17 protein-coding genes are annotated in these 20,238 nt (G+C 60.6%); 6 read left to right on the forward strand and 11 right to left on the reverse strand.

Translation table 11 applies throughout. The features are described 5' to 3' along the window. The 4 genes from pheA to mtnA all read right to left on the reverse strand — a co-directional run bounded on the left by pheA (position 1) and on the right by mtnA (position 6,445). Positions 1–1,095, reverse strand: coding sequence for a prephenate dehydratase (pheA, locus tag AB4N82_RS02025; RefSeq protein WP_003172650.1), 1,095 nt, complete (start codon positions 1,093–1,095; stop codon positions 1–3). Then, positions 1,095–2,180, reverse strand: coding sequence for a 3-phosphoserine/phosphohydroxythreonine transaminase (serC, locus tag AB4N82_RS02030; RefSeq protein ID WP_095184191.1), 1,086 nt, complete (start codon positions 2,178–2,180; stop codon positions 1,095–1,097). The genes pheA and serC overlap by 1 nt, the downstream gene beginning before the upstream one ends. A 110-nt stretch (positions 2,181–2,290) precedes the next feature. Further along, complete coding sequence (gene gyrA, locus AB4N82_RS02035) at positions 2,291–4,951, reverse strand: DNA gyrase subunit A (RefSeq protein WP_095184190.1); 2,661 nt, start codon at positions 4,949–4,951, stop codon at positions 2,291–2,293. 423 nt (positions 4,952–5,374) lie between these two features. Further along, on the reverse strand, positions 5,375–6,445 hold the full coding sequence (gene mtnA, locus AB4N82_RS02040) for an S-methyl-5-thioribose-1-phosphate isomerase (protein ID WP_099601430.1): 1,071 nt from the start codon (positions 6,443–6,445) through the stop codon (positions 5,375–5,377). A 109-nt stretch (positions 6,446–6,554) separates the two neighbouring features. On the opposite strand from mtnA, the gene AB4N82_RS02045 reads away from it, so the two are divergent. The 4 genes from AB4N82_RS02045 (at position 6,555) to AB4N82_RS02060 (ending at position 10,268) form a co-directional block, all read left to right on the forward strand. Further along, complete coding sequence (locus tag AB4N82_RS02045; protein ID WP_099601429.1) at positions 6,555–7,886, forward strand: TRZ/ATZ family hydrolase; 1,332 nt, start codon at positions 6,555–6,557, stop codon at positions 7,884–7,886. 64 nt (positions 7,887–7,950) lie between these two features. Then, a complete protein-coding gene (gene ubiG, locus AB4N82_RS02050; RefSeq protein WP_017734479.1) occupies positions 7,951–8,649 on the forward strand; it encodes a bifunctional 2-polyprenyl-6-hydroxyphenol methylase/3-demethylubiquinol 3-O-methyltransferase UbiG in 699 nt (232 codons plus the stop codon). Positions 8,650–8,653: 4 nt separating this feature from the next. After that, positions 8,654–9,325, forward strand: a complete 672-nt coding sequence (mupP, locus tag AB4N82_RS02055) for an N-acetylmuramic acid 6-phosphate phosphatase MupP (protein ID WP_032888903.1) — start codon at positions 8,654–8,656, stop codon at positions 9,323–9,325. Between the two features lie 202 nt (positions 9,326–9,527). Then, on the forward strand, positions 9,528–10,268 hold the full coding sequence (locus tag AB4N82_RS02060; protein ID WP_032888901.1) for a YciK family oxidoreductase: 741 nt from the start codon (positions 9,528–9,530) through the stop codon (positions 10,266–10,268). A gap of 193 nt (positions 10,269–10,461) precedes the next feature. On the opposite strand, the gene AB4N82_RS02065 is transcribed toward AB4N82_RS02060, so the two are convergent. The 6 genes from AB4N82_RS02065 to AB4N82_RS02090 are packed head-to-tail and all read right to left on the reverse strand — an operon-like array spanning position 10,462 to position 16,625. Beyond that, a complete protein-coding gene (locus AB4N82_RS02065; RefSeq protein WP_122764945.1) occupies positions 10,462–11,976 on the reverse strand; it encodes an ABC transporter substrate-binding protein in 1,515 nt (504 codons plus the stop codon). A gap of 35 nt (positions 11,977–12,011) precedes the next feature. Beyond that, positions 12,012–12,983 carry an ABC transporter ATP-binding protein gene (locus AB4N82_RS02070; RefSeq protein ID WP_122764944.1) on the reverse strand — a complete coding sequence of 324 codons (972 nt, stop codon included), beginning with the start codon at positions 12,981–12,983 and terminating at the stop codon, positions 12,012–12,014. Continuing rightward, entirely contained in the window at positions 12,980–13,936 is a 957-nt protein-coding gene (locus AB4N82_RS02075; protein ID WP_032888895.1) for an ABC transporter ATP-binding protein, read from the reverse strand. Before AB4N82_RS02075 ends, AB4N82_RS02070 begins: the two co-directional genes overlap by 4 nt. After that, positions 13,933–14,790 carry an ABC transporter permease gene (locus AB4N82_RS02080; RefSeq protein WP_032888893.1) on the reverse strand — a complete coding sequence of 286 codons (858 nt, stop codon included), beginning with the start codon at positions 14,788–14,790 and terminating at the stop codon, positions 13,933–13,935. The genes AB4N82_RS02075 and AB4N82_RS02080 overlap by 4 nt, the downstream gene beginning before the upstream one ends. Beyond that, entirely contained in the window at positions 14,787–15,734 is a 948-nt protein-coding gene (locus AB4N82_RS02085; protein WP_032888892.1) for an ABC transporter permease, read from the reverse strand. Before AB4N82_RS02085 ends, AB4N82_RS02080 begins: the two co-directional genes overlap by 4 nt. Positions 15,735–15,737: 3 nt before the next feature. Next, positions 15,738–16,625, reverse strand: coding sequence for a proline iminopeptidase-family hydrolase (locus tag AB4N82_RS02090; RefSeq protein WP_095184185.1), 888 nt, complete (start codon positions 16,623–16,625; stop codon positions 15,738–15,740). Between the two features lie 183 nt (positions 16,626–16,808). Here AB4N82_RS02090 and AB4N82_RS02095 point away from each other — a divergent pair, with 183 nt between their 5' ends. Both AB4N82_RS02095 and AB4N82_RS02100 read left to right on the forward strand, forming a co-directional pair. Next, on the forward strand, positions 16,809–17,573 hold the full coding sequence (locus tag AB4N82_RS02095) for a LuxR family transcriptional regulator (RefSeq protein WP_032888888.1): 765 nt from the start codon (positions 16,809–16,811) through the stop codon (positions 17,571–17,573). A 92-nt stretch (positions 17,574–17,665) separates the two neighbouring features. Continuing rightward, positions 17,666–18,598, forward strand: a complete 933-nt coding sequence (locus AB4N82_RS02100; protein WP_122764942.1) for a proline iminopeptidase-family hydrolase — start codon at positions 17,666–17,668, stop codon at positions 18,596–18,598. A gap of 101 nt (positions 18,599–18,699) precedes the next feature. Here the strand turns inward: AB4N82_RS02100 and AB4N82_RS02105 are convergent, their stop codons facing one another. Next, the gene (locus AB4N82_RS02105; RefSeq protein WP_032888883.1) at positions 18,700–20,202 is read right to left on the reverse strand and encodes a nucleobase:cation symporter-2 family protein; all 1,503 of its coding nucleotides are present in this window, start codon (positions 20,200–20,202) and stop codon (positions 18,700–18,702) included. Positions 20,203–20,238 lie beyond the last annotated feature (36 nt).

The raw sequence follows: 20,238 nt of genomic DNA on the forward strand, positions 1-20,238 counted from the left end.
TCACAAAACCGCTTTCGGGTAAGAGCCCAGCACCTTGAGCGCCACGGCCTCTTGACTGATTTTCTCCAGCACACCTTTGACCAGCGGGTCGCGGTGATGGCCGATGAAATCGATAAAGAACACGTACGTCCATTTACCGCTGCGCGAAGGACGAGTCTCGATGCGCGTCAGGTCAATCCCGTTGTCGTGAAACGGCACCAGCAGTTCATGCAGCGCGCCAGGCTTGTTGCTCATCGAGACGATGATCGAGGTCTTGTCGTCGCCGGTCGGCGGCACTTCCTGGCTGCCGATCATCAGGAAGCGCGTGGAGTTGTCCGGACGGTCCTCGATTTTTTCGGCTAGACGCGTCAAGCCATAAAGACCTGCGGCCATATCACCGGCAATCGCCGCCGAGTTCCACTCACCTTTGACACGCTTGGCCGCTTCGGCGTTGCTGGATACCGCCACGCGCTCGACATTAGGGTAATGGGCATCCAGCCACTTTCGGCACTGGGCCAGGGACTGGGCGTGGGAATAGATGCGGCTGATGCTGTCGGTCTTGGTGTTCTCGCCCACCAGCAGGTGATGGTGGATACGCAGCTCGACTTCGCCGCAGATCACCATGTCGTGCTCAAGGAAGCTGTCCAGGGTGTGATTGACCGCGCCTTCAGTGGAGTTTTCCACTGGCACCACGCCAAAATTCACCGCACCGGCCGCCACTTCACGGAACACTTCGTCGATGGCCGCCATCGGCTTGCTGATCACAGCGTGGCCGAAGTGCTTCATGGCCGCCGCCTGGGTAAACGTACCCTCAGGACCGAGATAAGCAACCTTCAGCGGCTGCTCAAGCGCCAGGCACGACGACATGATTTCACGGAACAACCGCGCCATCTCTTCGTTGCCCAGCGGCCCCTTGTTACGCTCCATCACGCGTTTGAGCACCTGAGCTTCACGCTCGGGGCGGTAGAACACCGGCACTTCGCCTTCAGCGAGGGACGCCATCTTCACCCGTGCCACTTCCTGGGCGCACCGCGCACGTTCACTGATCAGCTCCAGGACTTTCTCATCCAGGCTGTCAATGCGTACACGCAGGGCCTTGAGCTCTTGTTCAGACATTAGCCGTGTTCCTTTTCGAACTCTGCCATGTAGGCAACCAGCGCATTGATCGCGTGGATGTCGACAGCGTTATAGATGGAGGCGCGCATGCCACCCACCGAACGGTGGCCCTTGAGGTTCAACAGGCCGCGCGCGTCGGCACCGGCCAGGAATGGTTTGTCCAGACGGTCGTCAGCCAGGCGGAACGGCACGTTCATCCACGAGCGGTCGCTTGGATTGATGGGGTTGCTATACAGGCCGCTGGCGTCAATGAAGTCGTACAGGGTGCGCTTCTTCTCTTCGTTGAGCTTGCCCATGGCGGCGACACCGCCCTGCTCTTTCAGCCACTCGAATACCAGGCCGGACAGGTACCAGGAGAACGCCGGCGGGGTGTTGTACATCGATCCGTTGTCGGCTGCGACCTTGTAGTTGAGCATGGTCGGGCACAGCGAACGGGCGCGGCCCAGCAGGTCTTCACGAACGATGTTAACCAGGATGCCACTTGGACCGATGTTCTTCTGCGCGCCGGCATAGATCATGCCGTACTTGGACACATCGATAGGCCGCGAGAGGATGTCCGAGGACATGTCGCACACCAGCGGAACGTCGCCGACTTCCGGCACCCAGTCGAACTCCAGGCCGCCAATGGTTTCGTTCGCGACGTAGTGCACGTAGGCCGCATCCTTCGACAGCTTCCATTCGTTCTGACCTGGGATGGCGAAGTAGTCGTAGGGCTTGGCGGTGCCGGCAACGTTGACGTGACCGTAGCGCGAGGCCTCTTCAATAGCCTTCTGCCCCCAGATACCGGTGTCGATGTAGTCGGCAGTGCCGTCTTCCGGCAGCAGGTTCAGCGGGATCTGGGCGAACTGCTGGCTCGCGCCACCCTGCAGGAACAGCACTTTGTAATTGGATGGAATGTCCAGCAAGTCGCGCAGATCCTGCTCGGCCTTGGTAGCAATGGATACGAACTCATCGCTGCGATGGCTCATTTCCATCACGGAGAGGCCTTTTCCATGCCAGTCGAGGAGTTCACCCTGCGCACGCTGCAGGACTGCTTCAGGAAGCGCCGCGGGACCGGCACAGAAGTTATAGGCTCTCTTGCTCACATCCAATCTCACTCTGATCTGGTGGGGTGGTGCAATAAATCGGGATTTCAATATTTCACAAGGGACAAACAACAAGGGGGCGAATCTTCATCCGCCCCCTTTGTGTCCGCTTATTCCTGCGGTTCTTCTTCGTCTGCGGCAGCATCGAGGGTTGGCTCGTCGACGATATCATCGCCACTCGCCATGACCTCACCTGCGAACTCGGCATCGGCCTCGTCCAGCTCTTCGCCTTCAACTTCCGATGGTTCCTGGACACGTTCCAGGCCTACCAGTGTCTCGTCGCTGGCCAGCTTGATAAGCGTCACGCCTTGGGTGTTGCGACCCAGGCTCGACACTTCTGCCACACGGGTACGTACCAGGGTGCCCTGGTCGGAAATCAGCATGATCTCCTCGCCGTCGAGCACCTGTACCGCGCCGACCAGACGGCCGTTGCGATCGTTGCTGACCATGGCAATAACGCCCTGGCCACCACGTTTGTACTCCGGGAACTCGCCGATGGCCGTACGCTTGCCATAACCACGCGCAGAAGCGGTGAGGATTTGGCTGCCTTCTTCCGGGATCAGCATCGAAATCAGCTTCTGCCCTTCCGGCAGACGCATGCCGCGCACACCGCGGGCGGTACGGCCCATGGCGCGAACGTCGGATTCCTTGAAGCGCGTAACCTTGCCGCCGTCGGAGAACAGCATGACTTCACGCTCGCCGTCGGTGATGGCCGCGCTGATCAATACGTCGCCTTCGTCCAGTTCCAGGGCGATCAGGCCCACGCTGCGCTGGCGGCTGAAGGATTCGAGCGGGGTCTTCTTCACGGTGCCTTTGGCAGTTGCCATGAAGATGAAGTGACCTTCGGTGTATTCGTCTACCGGCAGCATGGTGGTGATGTATTCATCACTGTCCAGTGGCAGCAGGTTGACCAGCGGACGACCACGGGCGGCGCGGGACGCTTCCGGAATTTCGTAGGTTTTGAGCCAGTACACCTTGCCCTTGCTGGAGAACAGCAGCAGCGTGGTGTGGCTGTTGGCGACCAGCAGGTGAGCGATGTAGTCCTCATCCTTCACGCCAGTAGCCGATTTACCTTTACCGCCGCGACGCTGGGCCTGGTACGCAGCCAATGGCTGGGTCTTGGCATAGCCGCCGTGGGAGATAGTAACCACGCGCTCTTCTTCCGGGATCATGTCACCCAGGGTCAGATCAAGACGGGCATCGAGAATTTCGGTGCGGCGCACGTCGCCGTATTCGGCGCGGATTACTTCCAGTTCTTCGCGGATCACTTCCATCAGGCGCACGGCGCTGTTGAGGATGCGGATCAACTCGCCGATCTGGTTGAGAATTTCCTGGTACTCGGCCAGCAGCTTCTCGTGCTCAAGGCCGGTCAGACGGTGCAGACGCAGTTCCAGGATAGCCTGGGCCTGTTCCGGCGACAGGAAGTACTTGCCGTCACGCAGACCGTATTGCGGGTCCAGTGTCTCCGGGCGGCACGAGTCAGCACCGGCACGTTCAACCATCGCCACGACGGCGCTGGATTCCCACGGCATCTTGATCAGCGCTTCTTTCGCTTCCGATGGTGTCGGCGAGGCTTTGATCAGGGCGATAACCGGGTCGATGTTCGACAGCGCAACCGCCTGGCCTTCCAGAATGTGGCCACGCTCGCGGGCCTTGCGCAGTTCGAATACGGTGCGGCGGGTCACTACTTCGCGACGGTGACGCACGAAGGCTTCCAGCAGATCCTTGAGGTTCAGGATGCGCGGGCGGCCGTCGATCAGGGCAACCACGTTGATACCAAACACGCTTTGCAGCTGGGTCTGGGCATAGAGGTTGTTGAGGATCACCTCAGGCACTTCGCCACGACGCAGCTCGATCACTACGCGCATACCGTCTTTGTCGGATTCGTCGCGCAGCTCGGTGATGCCTTCGAGTTTCTTCTCTTTAACCAGCTCGGCGATCTTTTCGATCAGACGCGCCTTGTTCAACTGGTAAGGGAGCTCGGTGATGACGATTTGCTGACGGCCACCGACCTTGTCGATGTCTTCGATCATCGAGCGGGCGCGCATGTAAATGCGGCCACGGCCAGTGCGGTAGGCTTCGATGATGCCGGCGCGACCGTTGATGATCGCGGCGGTCGGGAAGTCCGGACCCGGGATGTACTGCATCAACTCATCGACGGTCAGCTCAGGGTTGTCGATGAGGGCCAGGCAACCGTCGATGACTTCGCCGAGGTTGTGCGGCGGGATGTTGGTCGCCATGCCCACGGCGATACCGCTGGAACCGTTGACCAGCAGGTTGGGGATCCGGGTAGGCATGACAGCCGGGATCATTTCGGTGCCGTCGTAGTTCGGCACCCAGTCCACAGTTTCTTTGTGCAGGTCAGCCAGCAGCTCATGCGCCAGCTTGGTCATGCGCACTTCGGTGTATCGCATGGCAGCGGCGTTGTCGCCGTCGACGGAACCGAAGTTACCCTGGCCGTCTACCAGCAGGTAGCGCAGGGAAAACGGCTGGGCCATACGTACGATGGTGTCGTACACCGCAGTGTCGCCGTGAGGGTGATACTTACCGATCACGTCACCGACAACACGGGCAGATTTCTTGTACGGCTTGTTCCAGTCGTTACCCAGCTCGCTCATCGCGAACAGCACACGCCGGTGCACGGGCTTCAAGCCATCGCGCGCATCAGGCAGTGCCCGACCGACAATTACGCTCATCGCGTAGTCGAGGTAGGACTGTTTCAGCTCGTCTTCGATATTGACCGGGAGGATTTCTTTGGCCAGTTCGCCCATGAGAAGCCTGATTCCTTTTTCGGGTGAAACCTCGTCACATCCATATGGGACGAACGAAGCTCGCCGCTGCCGACAGAGTGCCTGACAACGACTTACGACAAATCAACGAGTTATGACACGGATCTGCACGTTATAGGCAACCCCTCGGGGCGGCCCTGGAAACCGCCGGATGTTATCACAATCGCCGCCACGCACCTATCCCCCTGATGCGCATGGAGACTAGTAATTTGACGGATGACAGGCTTGAGGGGGACGAGAGGGGCTCAGAGATGGGGTGGTGCTTTTTTTTGAGGGCGGATCCGAGGGTTTTATTGACTTTCAGGGCCAATCGGGGGCAAGCCCCCTCATGCATTTTGACTGTGTTCGCCATTCAAGTGTGGGAGGGGCTTGCCCCCGATAGCCATTTCACAGACACCGCAGCCCTCAATGCAGCCGCTTACGGCACATCAGCTTGGCCAATTTCGCCGTATCCGGCCGCTCAACCACGCCCTTCTCAGTCACAATCACATCAATCAGGTCGGCCGGAGTCACATCAAATACCGGGTTAAACGCATTAACCTCCAGGCGCTTCCCGTTGACCTCCAGCAGCTCACCGGGATCGCGCTCTTCCAACGCAACATCTTCGCCAGTGGCCATCATCAGATCCAAGGTCGAACTCGGTGCCACCACCATAAACCGCACGCCGTGATGCATGGCACACACCGCCAACTGGTACGTGCCGATCGTGCTGACCACATCTCCATTGGCCGCAATACAGTCAGCCCCGACGATCACCCAGGTCACGCCTTTGGTCTTGAGGATATGCGCGCCCGCCGAGTCGGCATTGACCGTGACAGGGATGCCCTCACCCGCCAACTCCCAGGCCGTCAGCCGCGAACCTTGCAGCCAGGGCCGGGTTTCATTGGCATAGACGTGTTCAACCAAGCCCTCCAAGAAGGCCGCACGCACAACCCCGAGGGCCGTGCCGACACCGCCCGTCGCCAACGCGCCGGCATTGCCATGGGTCAGGATCGCCTGAGCGTTACCCTGGTGCTTGCGAATCCGCTCAACGCCCAACTGCGCCATCACAAGGTTGGCTTCGCGGTCACTTTCATGGATCGCGATGGCCTCTGCTTCCAGGACTGCCAGCGGATCGGCGTGCATCTTGATGCGATCCAGGCGATCGCGCATGCGCTTGAGGGCCCAGAACAGGTTCGACGCTGTGGGACGAGTATCGGCCAGCAGTGCGTAATCCTCCTCCCACGCAGCCTGCCAGTCTTCGCCCTCGGCCATACGATCACGGGCGGCCAGTACCAAGCCATAGGCCGCACTGATACCGATGGCCGGCGCACCACGCACCACCATGGCGCGAATGGCGGCAGCCACGTCGTCGACCGTGGAGCAGGCCACCCAGTTTTCCTGGGACGGCAAGGCACGCTGATCGAGCAGGTGCAGCGTGCCATCACGCCAATCGATGGCCTTCACTTTCTCCGCTGCCAACAGTCGGTCGCGCATCCCTTACTCCGCACTCATGAACAAAAGCCGCCGATTATAGCGATCCGCCAGCCAGGACGCTCGGGTATACTTCGCGCTTCTTTTATAGCTGCCCGGGAAGAAGCCTGCGATGACCTCCACTGCCGCCCCGCTCGACTTACTGCTACTGCCAACCTGGCTGGTACCTGTCGAACCTGCTGGCGTGGTGCTCAAGGAACATGGCGTGGGCATCCGCGATGGGCGCATTGCCTTTATCGGGCCGCGGGCCGCTGCCTTGAAGCTGTCAGCCACTGAGGTGCGCGAACTGCCGGGGATGCTGCTCAGCCCAGGCCTGATCAACGCCCACGGGCACGCGGCGATGAGCCTGTTTCGCGGCCTGGCCGATGACCTGCCCTTGATGACCTGGCTGGAAAAACACATCTGGCCCGCCGAAGCCAAGTGGGTCGATGAAGCCTTCGTGCGTGATGGCACCGACCTGGCCATCGCCGAGCAACTCAAGGGCGGCATCACTTGCTTCTCCGACATGTACTTCTACCCCAAGGTCGCCAGCGATTGCGTGCACAACAGCGGCATGCGTGCACAGATCGCGATTCCGATCCTCGACTTCCCGATTCCCGGCGCCAGTACCGCCGATGAGGCGATCCGCCAGGGCATCGAGCTGTTCGGCGACCTCAAGCACCACCCGCGCATCAAGATTACGTTCGGCCCCCACGCGCCCTATACCGTGTGCGATGCCAATCTTGAAAAGATTCGGGTGATCGCCGAAGAGCTGGACGCCGCGATCCATATGCACGTGCACGAAACCGCCTTCGAGGTGCAGCAAGCCGTCGAACAGACCGGCGAACGCCCGCTGGCACGCTTGGGCCGCCTCGGATTACTGGGGCCGCGCTTCCAGGCCGTTCATATGACTCAAATCAGCGAGGACGACCTGGCTTTGCTGGTAGAAAGCAACACCAGCGTTATCCATTGCCCGGAATCCAACCTTAAACTGGCCAGCGGCTTCTGCCCGGTGGAGCGTCTGTGGCAGGCTGGGGTCAATGTGGCCATCGGCACCGATGGCGCCGCCAGCAACAATGACCTGGACCTGTTGGGCGAAACCCGCACCGCTGCGATGCTGGCCAAGGCCGTCGCCGGCTCGGCCACCGCGCTGGACGCGCACCGTGCATTGCGTATGGCTACGCTCAACGGTGCGCGGGCCATGGGCCTGGAAAGCGAGATTGGCTCCCTGGAAGTGGGCAAGGCGGCGGATATGGTCGCCTTCGATCTCACAGGGCTGGCGCAACAACCGATCTACGATCCGGTCTCACAGCTTATATATGCCACCGGGCGCGATTGCGTGAAACACCTTTGGGTCGCCGGCAAGCAGTTGCTCGACGATCGGCAACTCACCCGCATGGATGAACAACAGTTGACCGCCACGGCCATTGCCTGGGGAAAACGCATCAGCGGGCACACCGAATAACGCTGGCTCTGAACCTGAGTGTTCAGGACCGACAAACCGATTTATCAGATTTAGAGGATTCACCATGAGCAACGTCGACCACGCAGAAATCGCCAAGTTTGAAGCCTTGGCCCACCGCTGGTGGGACCGCGAAAGCGAGTTCAAACCCCTCCACGACATCAACCCGCTGCGGGTCAACTGGATTGACGAACGCGTCAACCTGGCCGGCAAGAAGGTGCTGGACGTCGGCTGCGGCGGCGGCATCCTCAGCGAAGCCATGGCCCAGCGCGGCGCCACGGTGATGGGGATCGACATGGGTGAAGCGCCGCTGGCCGTGGCACAACTGCACCAGTTGGAGTCCGGCGTGAACGTGGAATACCGCCAGATCACAGCCGAAGACCTGGCTGAAGAGATGCCCGAGCAGTTCGACGTGGTCACCTGCCTTGAGATGCTTGAGCACGTACCGGATCCCTCCTCGGTGATCCGCGCCTGCTTCCGCATGGTCAAGCCCGGCGGCCAGGTGTTCTTCTCCACCATCAACCGCAACCCCAAGGCCTACCTGTTCGCGATCATTGGCGCCGAATACATCATGAAGCTGCTGCCGCGCGGCACCCATGACTTCAAGAAATTCATCCGCCCGTCCGAACTGGGCGCCTGGAGCCGCCAGGCTGGGCTGACCGTCAAGGACATCATCGGCCTGACCTACAACCCGCTGACCAAGCACTACAAACTGGCCAGCGACGTTGACGTCAACTACATGATCCAGACCCTGCGCGAGGAGTAAGCCTGTGAAGTTGCGAGCGGTTCTCTTCGATATGGACGGTACCTTGCTGGACACCGCGCCGGACTTCATCGCCATCTGCCAGGCCATGCGCGCCGACCGCGACCTGGCGCCGATCAACCCGCAGCATATTCGCGATGAAATTTCCGGCGGTGCGCGGGCGATGGTCGCCGTGACTTTCTCGATGGACCCGGAGTCACCGGGCTTTGAGGAACTGCGCCAGGAATTCCTGGAGCGCTACCTGAAGGACTGCGCGGTGCACAGCAAGCTGTTCGACGGCATGGCCGAGCTTCTGGAAGACATCGAGAAGGCCAAGCTGGTCTGGGGCGTCGTCACCAACAAGCCATTGCGCTTCGCCGAACCGATCATGCAGCAGTTGGGCCTGGCCGAGCGTTCGGCCCTGCTGATCTGCCCGGACCACGTGACAAACAGCAAGCCGGACCCGGAACCGATGATCCTGGCGTGCAAGATGCTCGGCCTGGACCCGGCCAGCGTGTTGTTCGTGGGCGATGACCTGCGCGACATCGAGTCCGGCCGCGATGCCGGCACGCGCACGGCGGCGGTCAGCTACGGCTATATCCACCCGGACGACAACCCACGCCACTGGGGCGCAGATGTAGTGGTGGATCACCCACTGGAACTGCGCAAGGTGCTGGATAACGCACTGTGCAGTTGCTAATGGCTCACCGGCCTTAGTGATTGATAAAGATCCAAATGTGGGAGGGGCGGTTCGACGATTCGACTTGCCCCCGATTGCAGTGTGTCAGTCACTGCATTTGTTGACTGATACACCACTATCGGGGGCAAGCCCCTCCCACAGGGGATCTTCAGTGTTTTCCAGCTCGCTGTTTGTAACCTGCTGAATTCTGTCGAGGCTTTTTATGTTTGATTACTCTGCACGTCCAGAACTGCTCAAAGACCGGGTCATCCTGGTGACCGGCGCCGGTCGCGGGATTGGCGCGGCGGCGGCAAAAACCTATGCCGCCCATGGCGCTACCGTGCTGCTGTTAGGCAAAACCGAAGCCAATCTGGCCCAGGTCTACGACGAAATCGAAGCGGCCGGCAACCCGCAGCCAGTGGTGATCCCATTCAACCTGGAGACCGCCCTGCCCCATCAATACGATGAGCTGGCAGCCATGATCGAAAAAGAATTCGGCCACCTCGACGGCCTGCTGCACAACGCCTCGATCATCGGCCCGCGCACGCCCATCGAGCAGCTCTCCGGTGAGAACTTCATGCGGGTGATGCACATCAACGTCAACGCAATGTTCATGCTCACCAGCACCTTGTTGCCGCTGCTCAAGCTGTCCCAGGATGCGTCGGTGGTGTTCACCTCCAGCAGCGTAGGGCGCAAGGGCCGCGCGTACTGGGGCGCTTATGGGGTGTCGAAGTTTGCCACTGAAGGCTTGATGCAGACCTTGGCGGATGAGCTTGAAGATGTGGCAGCGGTGCGGGCCAACAGCATCAACCCTGGCGGCACTCGTACCAGCATGCGGGCCCAGGCGTATCCGGGGGAGAACCCGATGGAAAGGCCGGCGCCGGAAGAGATCATGCCGGTGTACCTGTACCTGATGGGGCCGGACAGTGCCGGCATCAATGGGCAGGCGTTTGATGCGCAGTAACATCTGACACCCAACTCGCTGTGTGAGTTGGCTTTTGTAGTGAGCGGGCTTGCCCCGCACGGGGCTGCAAAGCGGCCCCAAAACCTGCCAGCGCGATCTCTCTGTCAGATCGCGCTGGCTGTACCGGGGCTGCTTCGCAGCCCCGCGCGGGGCAAGCCCGCTCATCACAGGTCTCGCCCCACATTGGGTTTACTTAGTTCTTCACCACTTCCTCAAGGGTGAAGCGCCCCAGCGGATTTTGCAGGAAATTGCTCACGTTATTGCGTGAGATGTTGATGTAGGGGCTGTAGTACAAGTCGATCCAGTTCACATCCTGTTTCGCCAGTTTTTGCAGCTCCACATACATCTGCTCACGCTTGACCGGGTCCGCCTCAATCCGCGCCGCAGCCACCAGGTCCTTGACCTTGTCGTTCTTGTAGCGGGTCATGTAGTTCTGGTTGGTGTCGTGGCCCAGCACAAAGGTGGTCTTCTGGTCCGGGTCGAGGATGTCGTTGGTCCAGTACATCACGGAAATATCGTACTCACCGTCCACCAGCATCTGCCAACTTTGAGTCGGGTCGACCTTCTGCAGGTTGGCGGTGACGCCGACTTTGGCCAATTGGTCCTTGATGATCACCGCGATCTGCTCGTCAGCCTCATTGCCGGCGTTGACCACGTAGTTCAGCTTCAAGTCCTTGGCACCGGCAGCAGCCAGTAATTTCTTGGCTTCGGCCGGGTCGTACGGGCGTTGCAGGTTGTTGGCGTAGTGGTACAGCGAACCTTTTGGAATGTAGGAATAGGCCACGGTGCCCTGACCGTAGGTGGCGGTCTTGACCAGCGATTGTTTGTCGATGGCCATGTCCAGCGCCTGACGGACTTCCGGCTTGGCCAGCAGGCCATGGGCGTGGTTGATCAACAGGTGATCTTCACGGGTGGAAGGGTCGGCGTGGATCACCACGTTCTTGTCTTTCTTCAGCTCTTCAACCCGGGAGAACGGCACGAAGATCGCCGTGTCCAGCTCGTTGTTCTGCACCATGCGCATGCGCGTGTTGTCGTCGGTCACCGAGACCCACTCCACGCCATCCAGGCTCACATTCTTGGCCTGCCAGAAGTTCGGGTTCTTCTTCAGGATCACCCGATCGCCCTTGCGCCACTCCTCCACGGTAAATGCGCCGGATGTCACCGGGTTTTCCGAGTAAGCGTCTTCGCCCATCTTGGTCATGGCTTTTTCCGACAGGATCGAAACCGTCGGGGAAGCCAGTTGCGAGAGGAACGCCACGGCAGGCGTCTTCAAGGTGACGACCAGGGTTTTCGGGTCGGCGGCGTTGGCCGTGTTGATCAGGTTGAAAGGGTCCGCCCACAGCGAGGCTTTGTTATCGCGGATGCGCAGCAGGCTAAACGCCGCATCTTCAGCGGTGATCGGCGAGCCGTCAGAGAATTTCGCATCGCGCAGTTTGAAGGTGTAAGTCAGGCCGTCCTTGGAAATGTCCCAGCTTTCGGCCAGGCCCGGTTCCATCTTGGTGCCCAGGTTATCCACGCGCACCAGGGTGTCGTAGACGTTGGCGAACACCCAGGTGTCGCGGTTTTGCGCGCTTTTGATCGGGTCGAACGTGGTGCTGTCTTCTCGGCAGCCAATAGTCAGGACGCCAGCGGCCTGGGCCAAACCAGCGGTCAGCGACCAAGCCGTAAGCGTAGCGGCGGCGAGCAACTTCAAGTGACGGGATTGCATGTCATAACTCCTTGTTCATGAATGGCAGGGAAGGGTCAAAGCAAAGGTGATTCAAGCACGCAACTGTATCGATGCTCGTGCAGGAAATGAGTAGGCGGCGACGCCACGGAACACATGGCGCGCGCATACCGGCAACGTGGGTGAAAGGCGCAGCCGGTGGGCAAATTCAGTGGGCTCGGTGGCTCACCGGGCAAAGGTTCTGCAGGCAATGGCCGATGCGGATCGATCTCCGGAATCGCCTGGATCAACGCCGCCGTATAGGGATGGCGCGGCGCGCTGAACACTGCCTCAACGGGCCCTTCCTCGACGATCTTGCCCAAGTACATCACCGCCACGCGGTCGCACAGGCGCCGCACGATGGCCAAGTCATGGGCGATAAACAGGATGGCCAGGTTCATGCGCTGTTGCAGTTCCAACAGCAGATTGATGATCTGCCCCTGGATCGACACATCCAGCGCCGCCACGCACTCATCGGCGATGATCAGGCGCGGCTCCACCGCCAAGGCGCGAGCAATGCCGACGCGCTGGCATTGACCGCCACTGAGGGAGCCGGGTTTTCGACTGGCCAGTTCGGGGCGCAAGCCGACAAGTTCAAGCAGTTCGTTGACGCGCGCCGGGATGCGCTCTGCGGGGACTTTGCGCTGCACCCGCAGCACCTCGGCGATGGTTTCGCCGATGGTCTGGCGCGGGTTCAACGCGGCGTAGGGGTCCTGAAAGATCATCGCCGTTTCATGGCGCAAACGCGCGATGTCGATCGCGCTGCCATGGGCCATGTCGATGCCATCGAACAACACCTGCCCGGCGCTGATCGGGTTGAGGTGCAGGATCGCCCGGCCAAGGGTGCTTTTACCGCTGCCGGACTCGCCCACCAACCCGAGGGTTTCGCCCGCTGCGAGGTTCAGCGACACACCGTTCACCGCCCTCACCCACTGTGTGTTCAGGCCAAACAAACCGCTGCCGGACGCCGCAAAGCGTACCTCCAGGTCCTTGATCTGCAACAGGCTCATGGTCGCGCTCCCAGCGGATAGTGACAGGCTACGCGGGCACCTTCTGGCAGCACCTCGGTACATAAGGCACCGACCTGCGGGCAGCGCGGATTGAAGCGGCAGCCGCCGGGCAAGGCATCCAGCAGCGGCGGCTGGCCGGGAATGGTGCGCAACAAGGCGTGGCCACTGCTGTGGGCCGGCTGGCAGTCAATCAGGCCAGCGGTGTACGGATGTTGCGGATGGGCCAGCAGGTCGTACTTACTGCCGTGTTCGCACAGGCGCCCCGCGTACATCACCGCGATGGAATCGCAGGTTTGCGCCACCACGCCCAAGTCGTGGGTGATCATGATGATCGACAAGCCACGCTGGTCGCGCAGGTCCAGCAACAGACGCAGGATTTGCGCCTGGACGGTCACATCCAGGGCGGTGGTCGGCTCGTCGGCGATCAGTACCCTTGGGTTGCAGCCCAAGGCCACGGCGATCATGGCGCGCTGGCGCATGCCGCCGGAAAACTCGTGAGGATAGTTGTCGACGCGCGCCTGTGGATCGGGAATACCCACTTGGCGCAGTACGTCGATGGCGTGTCGTCGGGCGTCTTTTTTCGACGCGCCCTGGTGCAGGCGAATACCCTCGGCGATCTGCTCGCCGATGCGCATCAGCGGGTCGAGATGGCTGCTGGGGTTCTGGAAAATCATGCCCAATTGCCCGCCGCGTATCGCACGCATGCCGGCGTCATCCAGTGACAGCAGATCCTGACCGGCCAGGCACACGGCACCGCCCTGCACGCGCAGATCAGGCGACGGCAGCAGCCGCATCAGGCCTCGGCAGGCCATGGTCTTACCCGAGCCGCTTTCGCCCACCAAACCAAGGATTTCGCCTTCGGCCAAGTCGAAGGAGACGCGGTCGACCAAGGTGACATCGCGCCCCGCGTTATTGGCGATTACGCTGAGGTCTCGGACCTGAAGCAGACTCATGACCGATCCCCTAACACTTGCGCCACCCCATCAGCCAACAGGCTGAAACCCATGGCCAGGGTCACGATGGCCAACCCCGGAAAGGTGCAGATCCACCAGGCCGTGGTAATAAACGCCTGCCCTTCGGCGACCATCGTCCCCCATTCGGCGGTCGGCGGTTGCACCCCAAGGCCCAGGTAGCTCACGGCGGCACCGTTGAGCAGCACCAGCACCGCATCGGACATGGAAAACACAATCGAGCCAAACATCGCATTCGGCAGCAAATGCCGGAACAGGATGCGCCCATGACCAAAACCCAGGCTCTTGGCGGCCAGGGCAAAGTCGCTTTCCTTGAGCACCAGGATCTGCGAACGGATCAGCCTCGCATACGAGACCCAACCCACCAGCGCCATGGCGATGTAAAAGCTCTTAAGGCCCGGGCCGAGGATGGCCATGATCGCCAGCATCAGCACCAGGAACGGGAACGCCAGGATCACATCGATCACACGCATGCAGAAACTGTCGAAACGACCGCCGATGTAACCTGAGACCGCGCCCATAAAGGTGCCGATCATGAAGGGGAAAATGACCCCGATGATGGCCAGCTGCAGGTCAATACGTGCGCCCCAGATGACCCTGGACAGAATGTCGCGACCGTAGTTATCGGTGCCGAATGGATGGGCCAGGCTGGGACCGATCAAACTGATATCGGTGTTCTGTGCAATCGGATCAAAAGGCGCGATCCATGGCGCAAACAGCGCAAGGGTCAACCACACCAACAGTATCAATAGCCCCCACGCGGCCGTCAGCCGGCCATTGCGAAAACCAAAGCGCAGGCGCAAGCGCCATGGTGCAATCAACGGGCGGCTGCTCATTGCATTTTCACCCGCGGGTCGAGGGCCACCGTCGCCACATCCGCGATGAAGTTGACCACCACCGTCGCGCAGGCCAACACCATGGCCACGCCCTGCACCACCATGTAGTCGCGGGTAAAGATGCCGCGCACCAATAACTGACCGATGCCAGGAATGGCGAACAGGCTTTCGATGACCACCGTGCCGCTGATCAGCCAACCGATATTCACTGCCAGCAGGTTGACCGCTGGCACCAGGGAATTGGGCAACACATGGCGGCGAAACACGGCGGCTTCGGAAAGTCCGCGCGCACGGGCGGCGGTAACATGGTCCGCCTGCAACTCCATCAACATGCTCGCCCGCAGGTTGCGCACCAGTACTGCCGACAGCGCCAGGGCAATAGTCAGGCACGGCAGGACCATATGGTGTGCCTTGTCCAGCCAGGTGCGACCGTAGCCGGACACCGGGAACAAGCCCCATTTCACACTCAGCAGCAGGATCAGCATCAAGCCCAGCCAGAACGCCGGCATGCCCAGGCCCACCGTGGTGAATACGCGGATCAGGTTGTCGGCCCAGCCGCCTTTATTGCGCGCAGCCCAGGTTGCCAGGGGCACCGCGATCAGCAGCGCCAGCACCACGCTGCCGAGTACCAGCACCAGGGTCGGCTCGATACGGGTGACGATCAGCTTCAGCGCGTCGACCTTGTACAGCAGCGATTGACCGAGGTCGCCCTTCAGGAGGTTCTTCAGAAAATAGAAATATTGCAGCCACAACGGCTGATCGAGGCCGTACTGGGCGCGGATTTTCAGCAACGCGTCCGGTGTGCTGCGCGAGCCGAGCAACGCACGCGCCGGGTCGCCGGGGATCGAGCGCACCAGCACAAAGGTAATCAGGCTGATGCCAAACAGCACCGGCAGCAATTGCAGCGGCCGGGACAGCACAAAACGGTAACGCGCCAAGTTCATCCGTCAGCCTCGGTGGCGAGCAAGAAAGTCCAGCAGCACCGGGAAATACGCCTGGGGTTCTTCGTAGAACGGCATATGGCTGCTGTTGGGGAATACGTGCAGTTCGGCGTGTCTGGCCGCCATCTTCATGCGCATGGCACAGGCCGGGGTGAGTTCGTCGTGCTGGCCGGTGGTGATCAAGATCGGCATCTTGAAATCGGCCATCTCGGGGATGCGGTTCCAGTCCTTGAGGTTGCCGACATAGAGGAATTCGTTAGGGCCCTGCATGGTTTCGTAGGGGCCCATGTTCCAGTCGCCGAGGGAGCGTTTGACCGGCTCGGGCCATTCGTCCAGACGGCACACGTGGCGATAGTTGAGCAAGGTGATCGCGGCCTGGTACTGCGGGTGATCGAGGGTGCCCATGGCTTCATGGCGCTGCATCATGGCCACGGTTTCGCTGCCTAAGGCGCCGCGAAGGCGCTCCAGCTCCTGGGACAGGTGCGGAATGTCGCCGACAGTGTTTTCCAGGATCAGGCTTTTCAGCGCGTCGGGATAATGGATGGCGTATTCGATGCCCAGCCAGCCGCCCCATGAATGCCCGAGCAAGTGCACACGGCCCAGCCCCAGTGCCTGGCGCACGGATTCGACTTCTTCGACATAACGGCGTATTTCCCACAGGGAAACATCGGTCGGTCTGGCTGATGCCCCCGTGCCAAGCTGGTCGAATGCAACCACTCGCAGGTTATGCTCTTTGAGCCAGCCATGGGCGTCGCGCAAGTAGTCACACGGCAGGCCTGGCCCGCCGTTGAGGCACAACAGCACCTCATCGCCTTCGCCAAAGCTGTAGACCACGAGGTTATGGCCGTCGACTTGCACGTTGTACTGCTGGTCGGGGGCAATTTCACGCCACATGCATACATTCCTTGTGTTGTATCGGCCTGGCGAGTAGCGGCCGCTTGTCAGGCCAACACTACCGAGGATGCCGCGCGTCCATAACCTAGTAGTTCTTATAGGTTTGGCCTGGCAGTCCTTCGCCGGGGCGTGGCATTCTACTTGCCGCATGTCGAGATTCAAATGAATTCGGGAGCAGAACGGATGCTGACCAAGCTGACTGCCTTCAACAATCGTCTGATGCCGGGCAGGAGCCTGGATGAGCAGATGGACAACGCGTTTATACTCGCTCAACAGTTAGGCTTCGATGCGCTGGTGTACGACTACTCCCCCGTGCCGATCGACCAGGACGGCGCATTGATCACCCCCTCGGTGCTGGAACTGCGCAATACACCACCCGACTGGCACGCATTATGGTGCAGCAAAGGGTTTTACCAGATCGACCCGGTGCAACACCTGGCCCTGAGCACGGTATCGCCGTTCGTATGGTCCTACGAAGCCAAGGCCGACACCCCACTGCAAAAAATCATCGATCCGTGCCACGCGCCGGTTTCATCCTACCTGCATGACCAGCAGCTGACCTGCGGCGTCAGCGTACCGATCCACCTGCCCCGTGGTGGCTTTGCTTCGCTGACCGGCCTGCGTATCGGTAGCGCGCACACGGTGTTGCAGGACGCGCAGCAAACTTTGTCGGATTTCAGTGTAATTTCCCATGCGTTGCAGGAAGCAGCCTACCCGCTGTTCAGCAAGGAACTGCGCACCTACCCCCATATTCACCTGACCAAACGCGAACGCGAGTGCCTGAAATGGGCCGCCGAAGGCCTGACCGCTGCTGAAATCGCCACGCAGTTGAGCCGTTCGCTGGCGGTGGTCACGCTGCACCTGGCTTCGGCGATGCACAAGCTGGGCGCCAAAAACCGAGTCCAGGCGGTGGTTCGGGCTACCCATTACCGCCTGCTGGAAGATTGATCCATCGGCAAAACCTAGCTGTTTTGCTAGTTACCTAAATTTCGCGCGCAGACTATCGTGTCCCTGAGCCTTTTTTCAGAGCAGGGTACGAAATGGAATTCATCGAAAAAATTCGCGAAGGGTATGCGGCCTTTGGCGCCTACCAGACCTGGTATCGCGTCACTGGCGACCTGTCCAGCGGCCGTACACCACTGGTCGTCATCCACGGCGGCCCCGGCTGTACCCATGATTATGTCGACGCCTTCAAGGACGTCGCAGCCAGCGGCCACGCGGTCGTCCACTACGACCAACTGGGCAATGGCCGCTCCACGCATTTACCTGAGAAAGATCCGTCCTTCTGGACCGTCGACTTGTTCCTCAAGGAACTGGATAACCTGCTGGATCACCTGCAGATCAGCGACAACTACGCGATCCTCGGCCAGTCCTGGGGCGGCATGCTCGGCAGTGAACATGCAATCTTGCAACCCAAGGGTCTGCGCGCGTTCATCCCGGCCAACTCCCCGACCTGCATGCGCACTTGGGTCAGCGAGGCCAATCGCCTGCGCCAATTGCTGCCGGAAGGCGTGCACGAAACCCTGCTCAAGCACGAAGCCGCTGGCACCTATCAAGACCCGGAATACCTCGCCGCCTCGCGGGTGTTCTATGACCAGCACGTATGCCGCGTGAACCCCTGGCCGGAGGAAGTGGCGCGCACTTTCGCCCAGGTCGATTCAGACCCTACCGTTTATCACGCCATGAGCGGCCCGACCGAGTTCCACGTGATCGGCAGTCTGAAGGACTGGAAATCCATTGGCCGCCTCTCGGCGATCAAGGTGCCGACCCTGGTGATCTCGGGCCGACATGACGAGGCCACCCCACTGGTGGTCAAGCCGTTTCTGGATGAGATCGCGGATGTACGCTGGGCGCTGTTCGAAGACTCCAGCCACATGCCCCACGTAGAAGAACGCCAGGCCTGCATGGGGACCGTGGTGAAGTTTTTGGATGAGGCCTGTTCAGTGCCGCACCCCGTCCGCAAGGCTGGTTGAGTTCCAAATGTGGGAGGGGGCTTGCTCCCGATAGCGCTGGGTCAGTCACGACTACTGTGGCTGACACCCTGCTATCGGGAGCAAGCCCCCCTCCCACATTTTTAGACCTCTGTGGTTTCAGCGTGGGCAGCTTTCCTTGGCACCTCCGCTACCAGCGGAATCTCCTTGCCCTCGGCATCAAACAACTTGCCGCCCCTGAAGTAATCTCCATCCCGCAACGCCGCGACATCGTGGAAGCACAAACTGCGCTCGGTCCCCGCCACGAACACCGACTGCTGATCCGAATTGCCCGCCGTGAAGTGGTTAAACGCCAGGTTCAACAAGATCGCCATGATCGCCGACGAGCTGATGCCCGAGTGGAAAATGGTCGCAAACCAGCTAGGGAATTGATCGTAGAAACTCGGCGCTGCAATCGGAATCATGCCAAAACCGATGGAGGTGGCGACGATGATCAGGTTCATGTTGTTGCGGTAATCCACTTTCGACAGGGTGCGAATACCACTGGCCGCCACGGTGCCGAACAGCACAATTCCGGCACCGCCCAGCACCGAGGTGGGCACCGCGGCGATCACCCGCCCCATGAATGGCAGCAGGCCAAGGATCACCAGGAACAGGCCACCGGTGGCAACCACGAAGCGACTCTTCACCCCGGTCACCGCCACCAGGCCGACGTTCTGGGCGAACGCACTCTGGGTGAACGAACCGAAGATCGGCGCGAACATACTCGACAGCATGTCGGCGCGCAGGCCATTACCGAGGCGTTTGGAGTCGACTTTTGTGTCGATGATCTCGCCCACGGCCAAGATGTCGGCCGAGGTTTCCACCAGGGTCACCATCACCACGATGCACATGGAAATGATCGCCGCGATGTGGAAGGTCGGCATGCCGAAATGGAAGGGCGTAGGGAAACCAAACATCGGGCCCTGGGTCACGCCGGAAAAGTCCGCCATGCCGAGGAACACCGCAATCACCGTGCCGATGACCATCGCCAGCAGGATCGACAGGCGCGAGATGGTTGCGCTGCCAATCTTGCTCAATAGCAGCACCAATACCAAGGTCAACGCCGCCAGGCCGATATTGGGCATGCTGCCGAAATCCGCGGCGCGGCTGTTACCCCCCATGGCCCAGCGCGCCGCCACGGGCATCAGCGTCAGGCCGATGGTGGTGATCACGATGCCAGTCACCAATGGCGGGAAGAACTTGGTAATCCGCGAGAACACGGGCGTGATCAGTAGCCCGATAAACGACGCGGCCATCACCGCCCCAAGAATCGCCGGCACCCCGCCAGCGCCGTCGCTGCCGACAATCGCCACCATGGTTGCCACACCGGCAAATGACACGCCCTGCACCAGCGGCAACTGACAGCCAAAGAACGGCAGGCCAAGGGTTTGCAACAGGGTGGCCAAGCCACCAGCGAACAGCGACGCGGCGATCAGCAGACCAATATCTGCCGGTGACAACCCGGCCGCCTGACCGACGATCAACGGTACCGCGACGATGCCGCCGTACATGGTGAGCACATGCTGCAGGCCGTAAGCCATGTTGGCGGCGACGCCGAGATTCTCATCTTCTGGCCGCTGCGGTGACGCCTTCGGGATAGTCATGGTGAGGGGTTCTCTGTTTTTGTTGTGCGGCCACTG

It is taken from the genome of Pseudomonas sp. H1_D04, assembly GCF_054683855.1.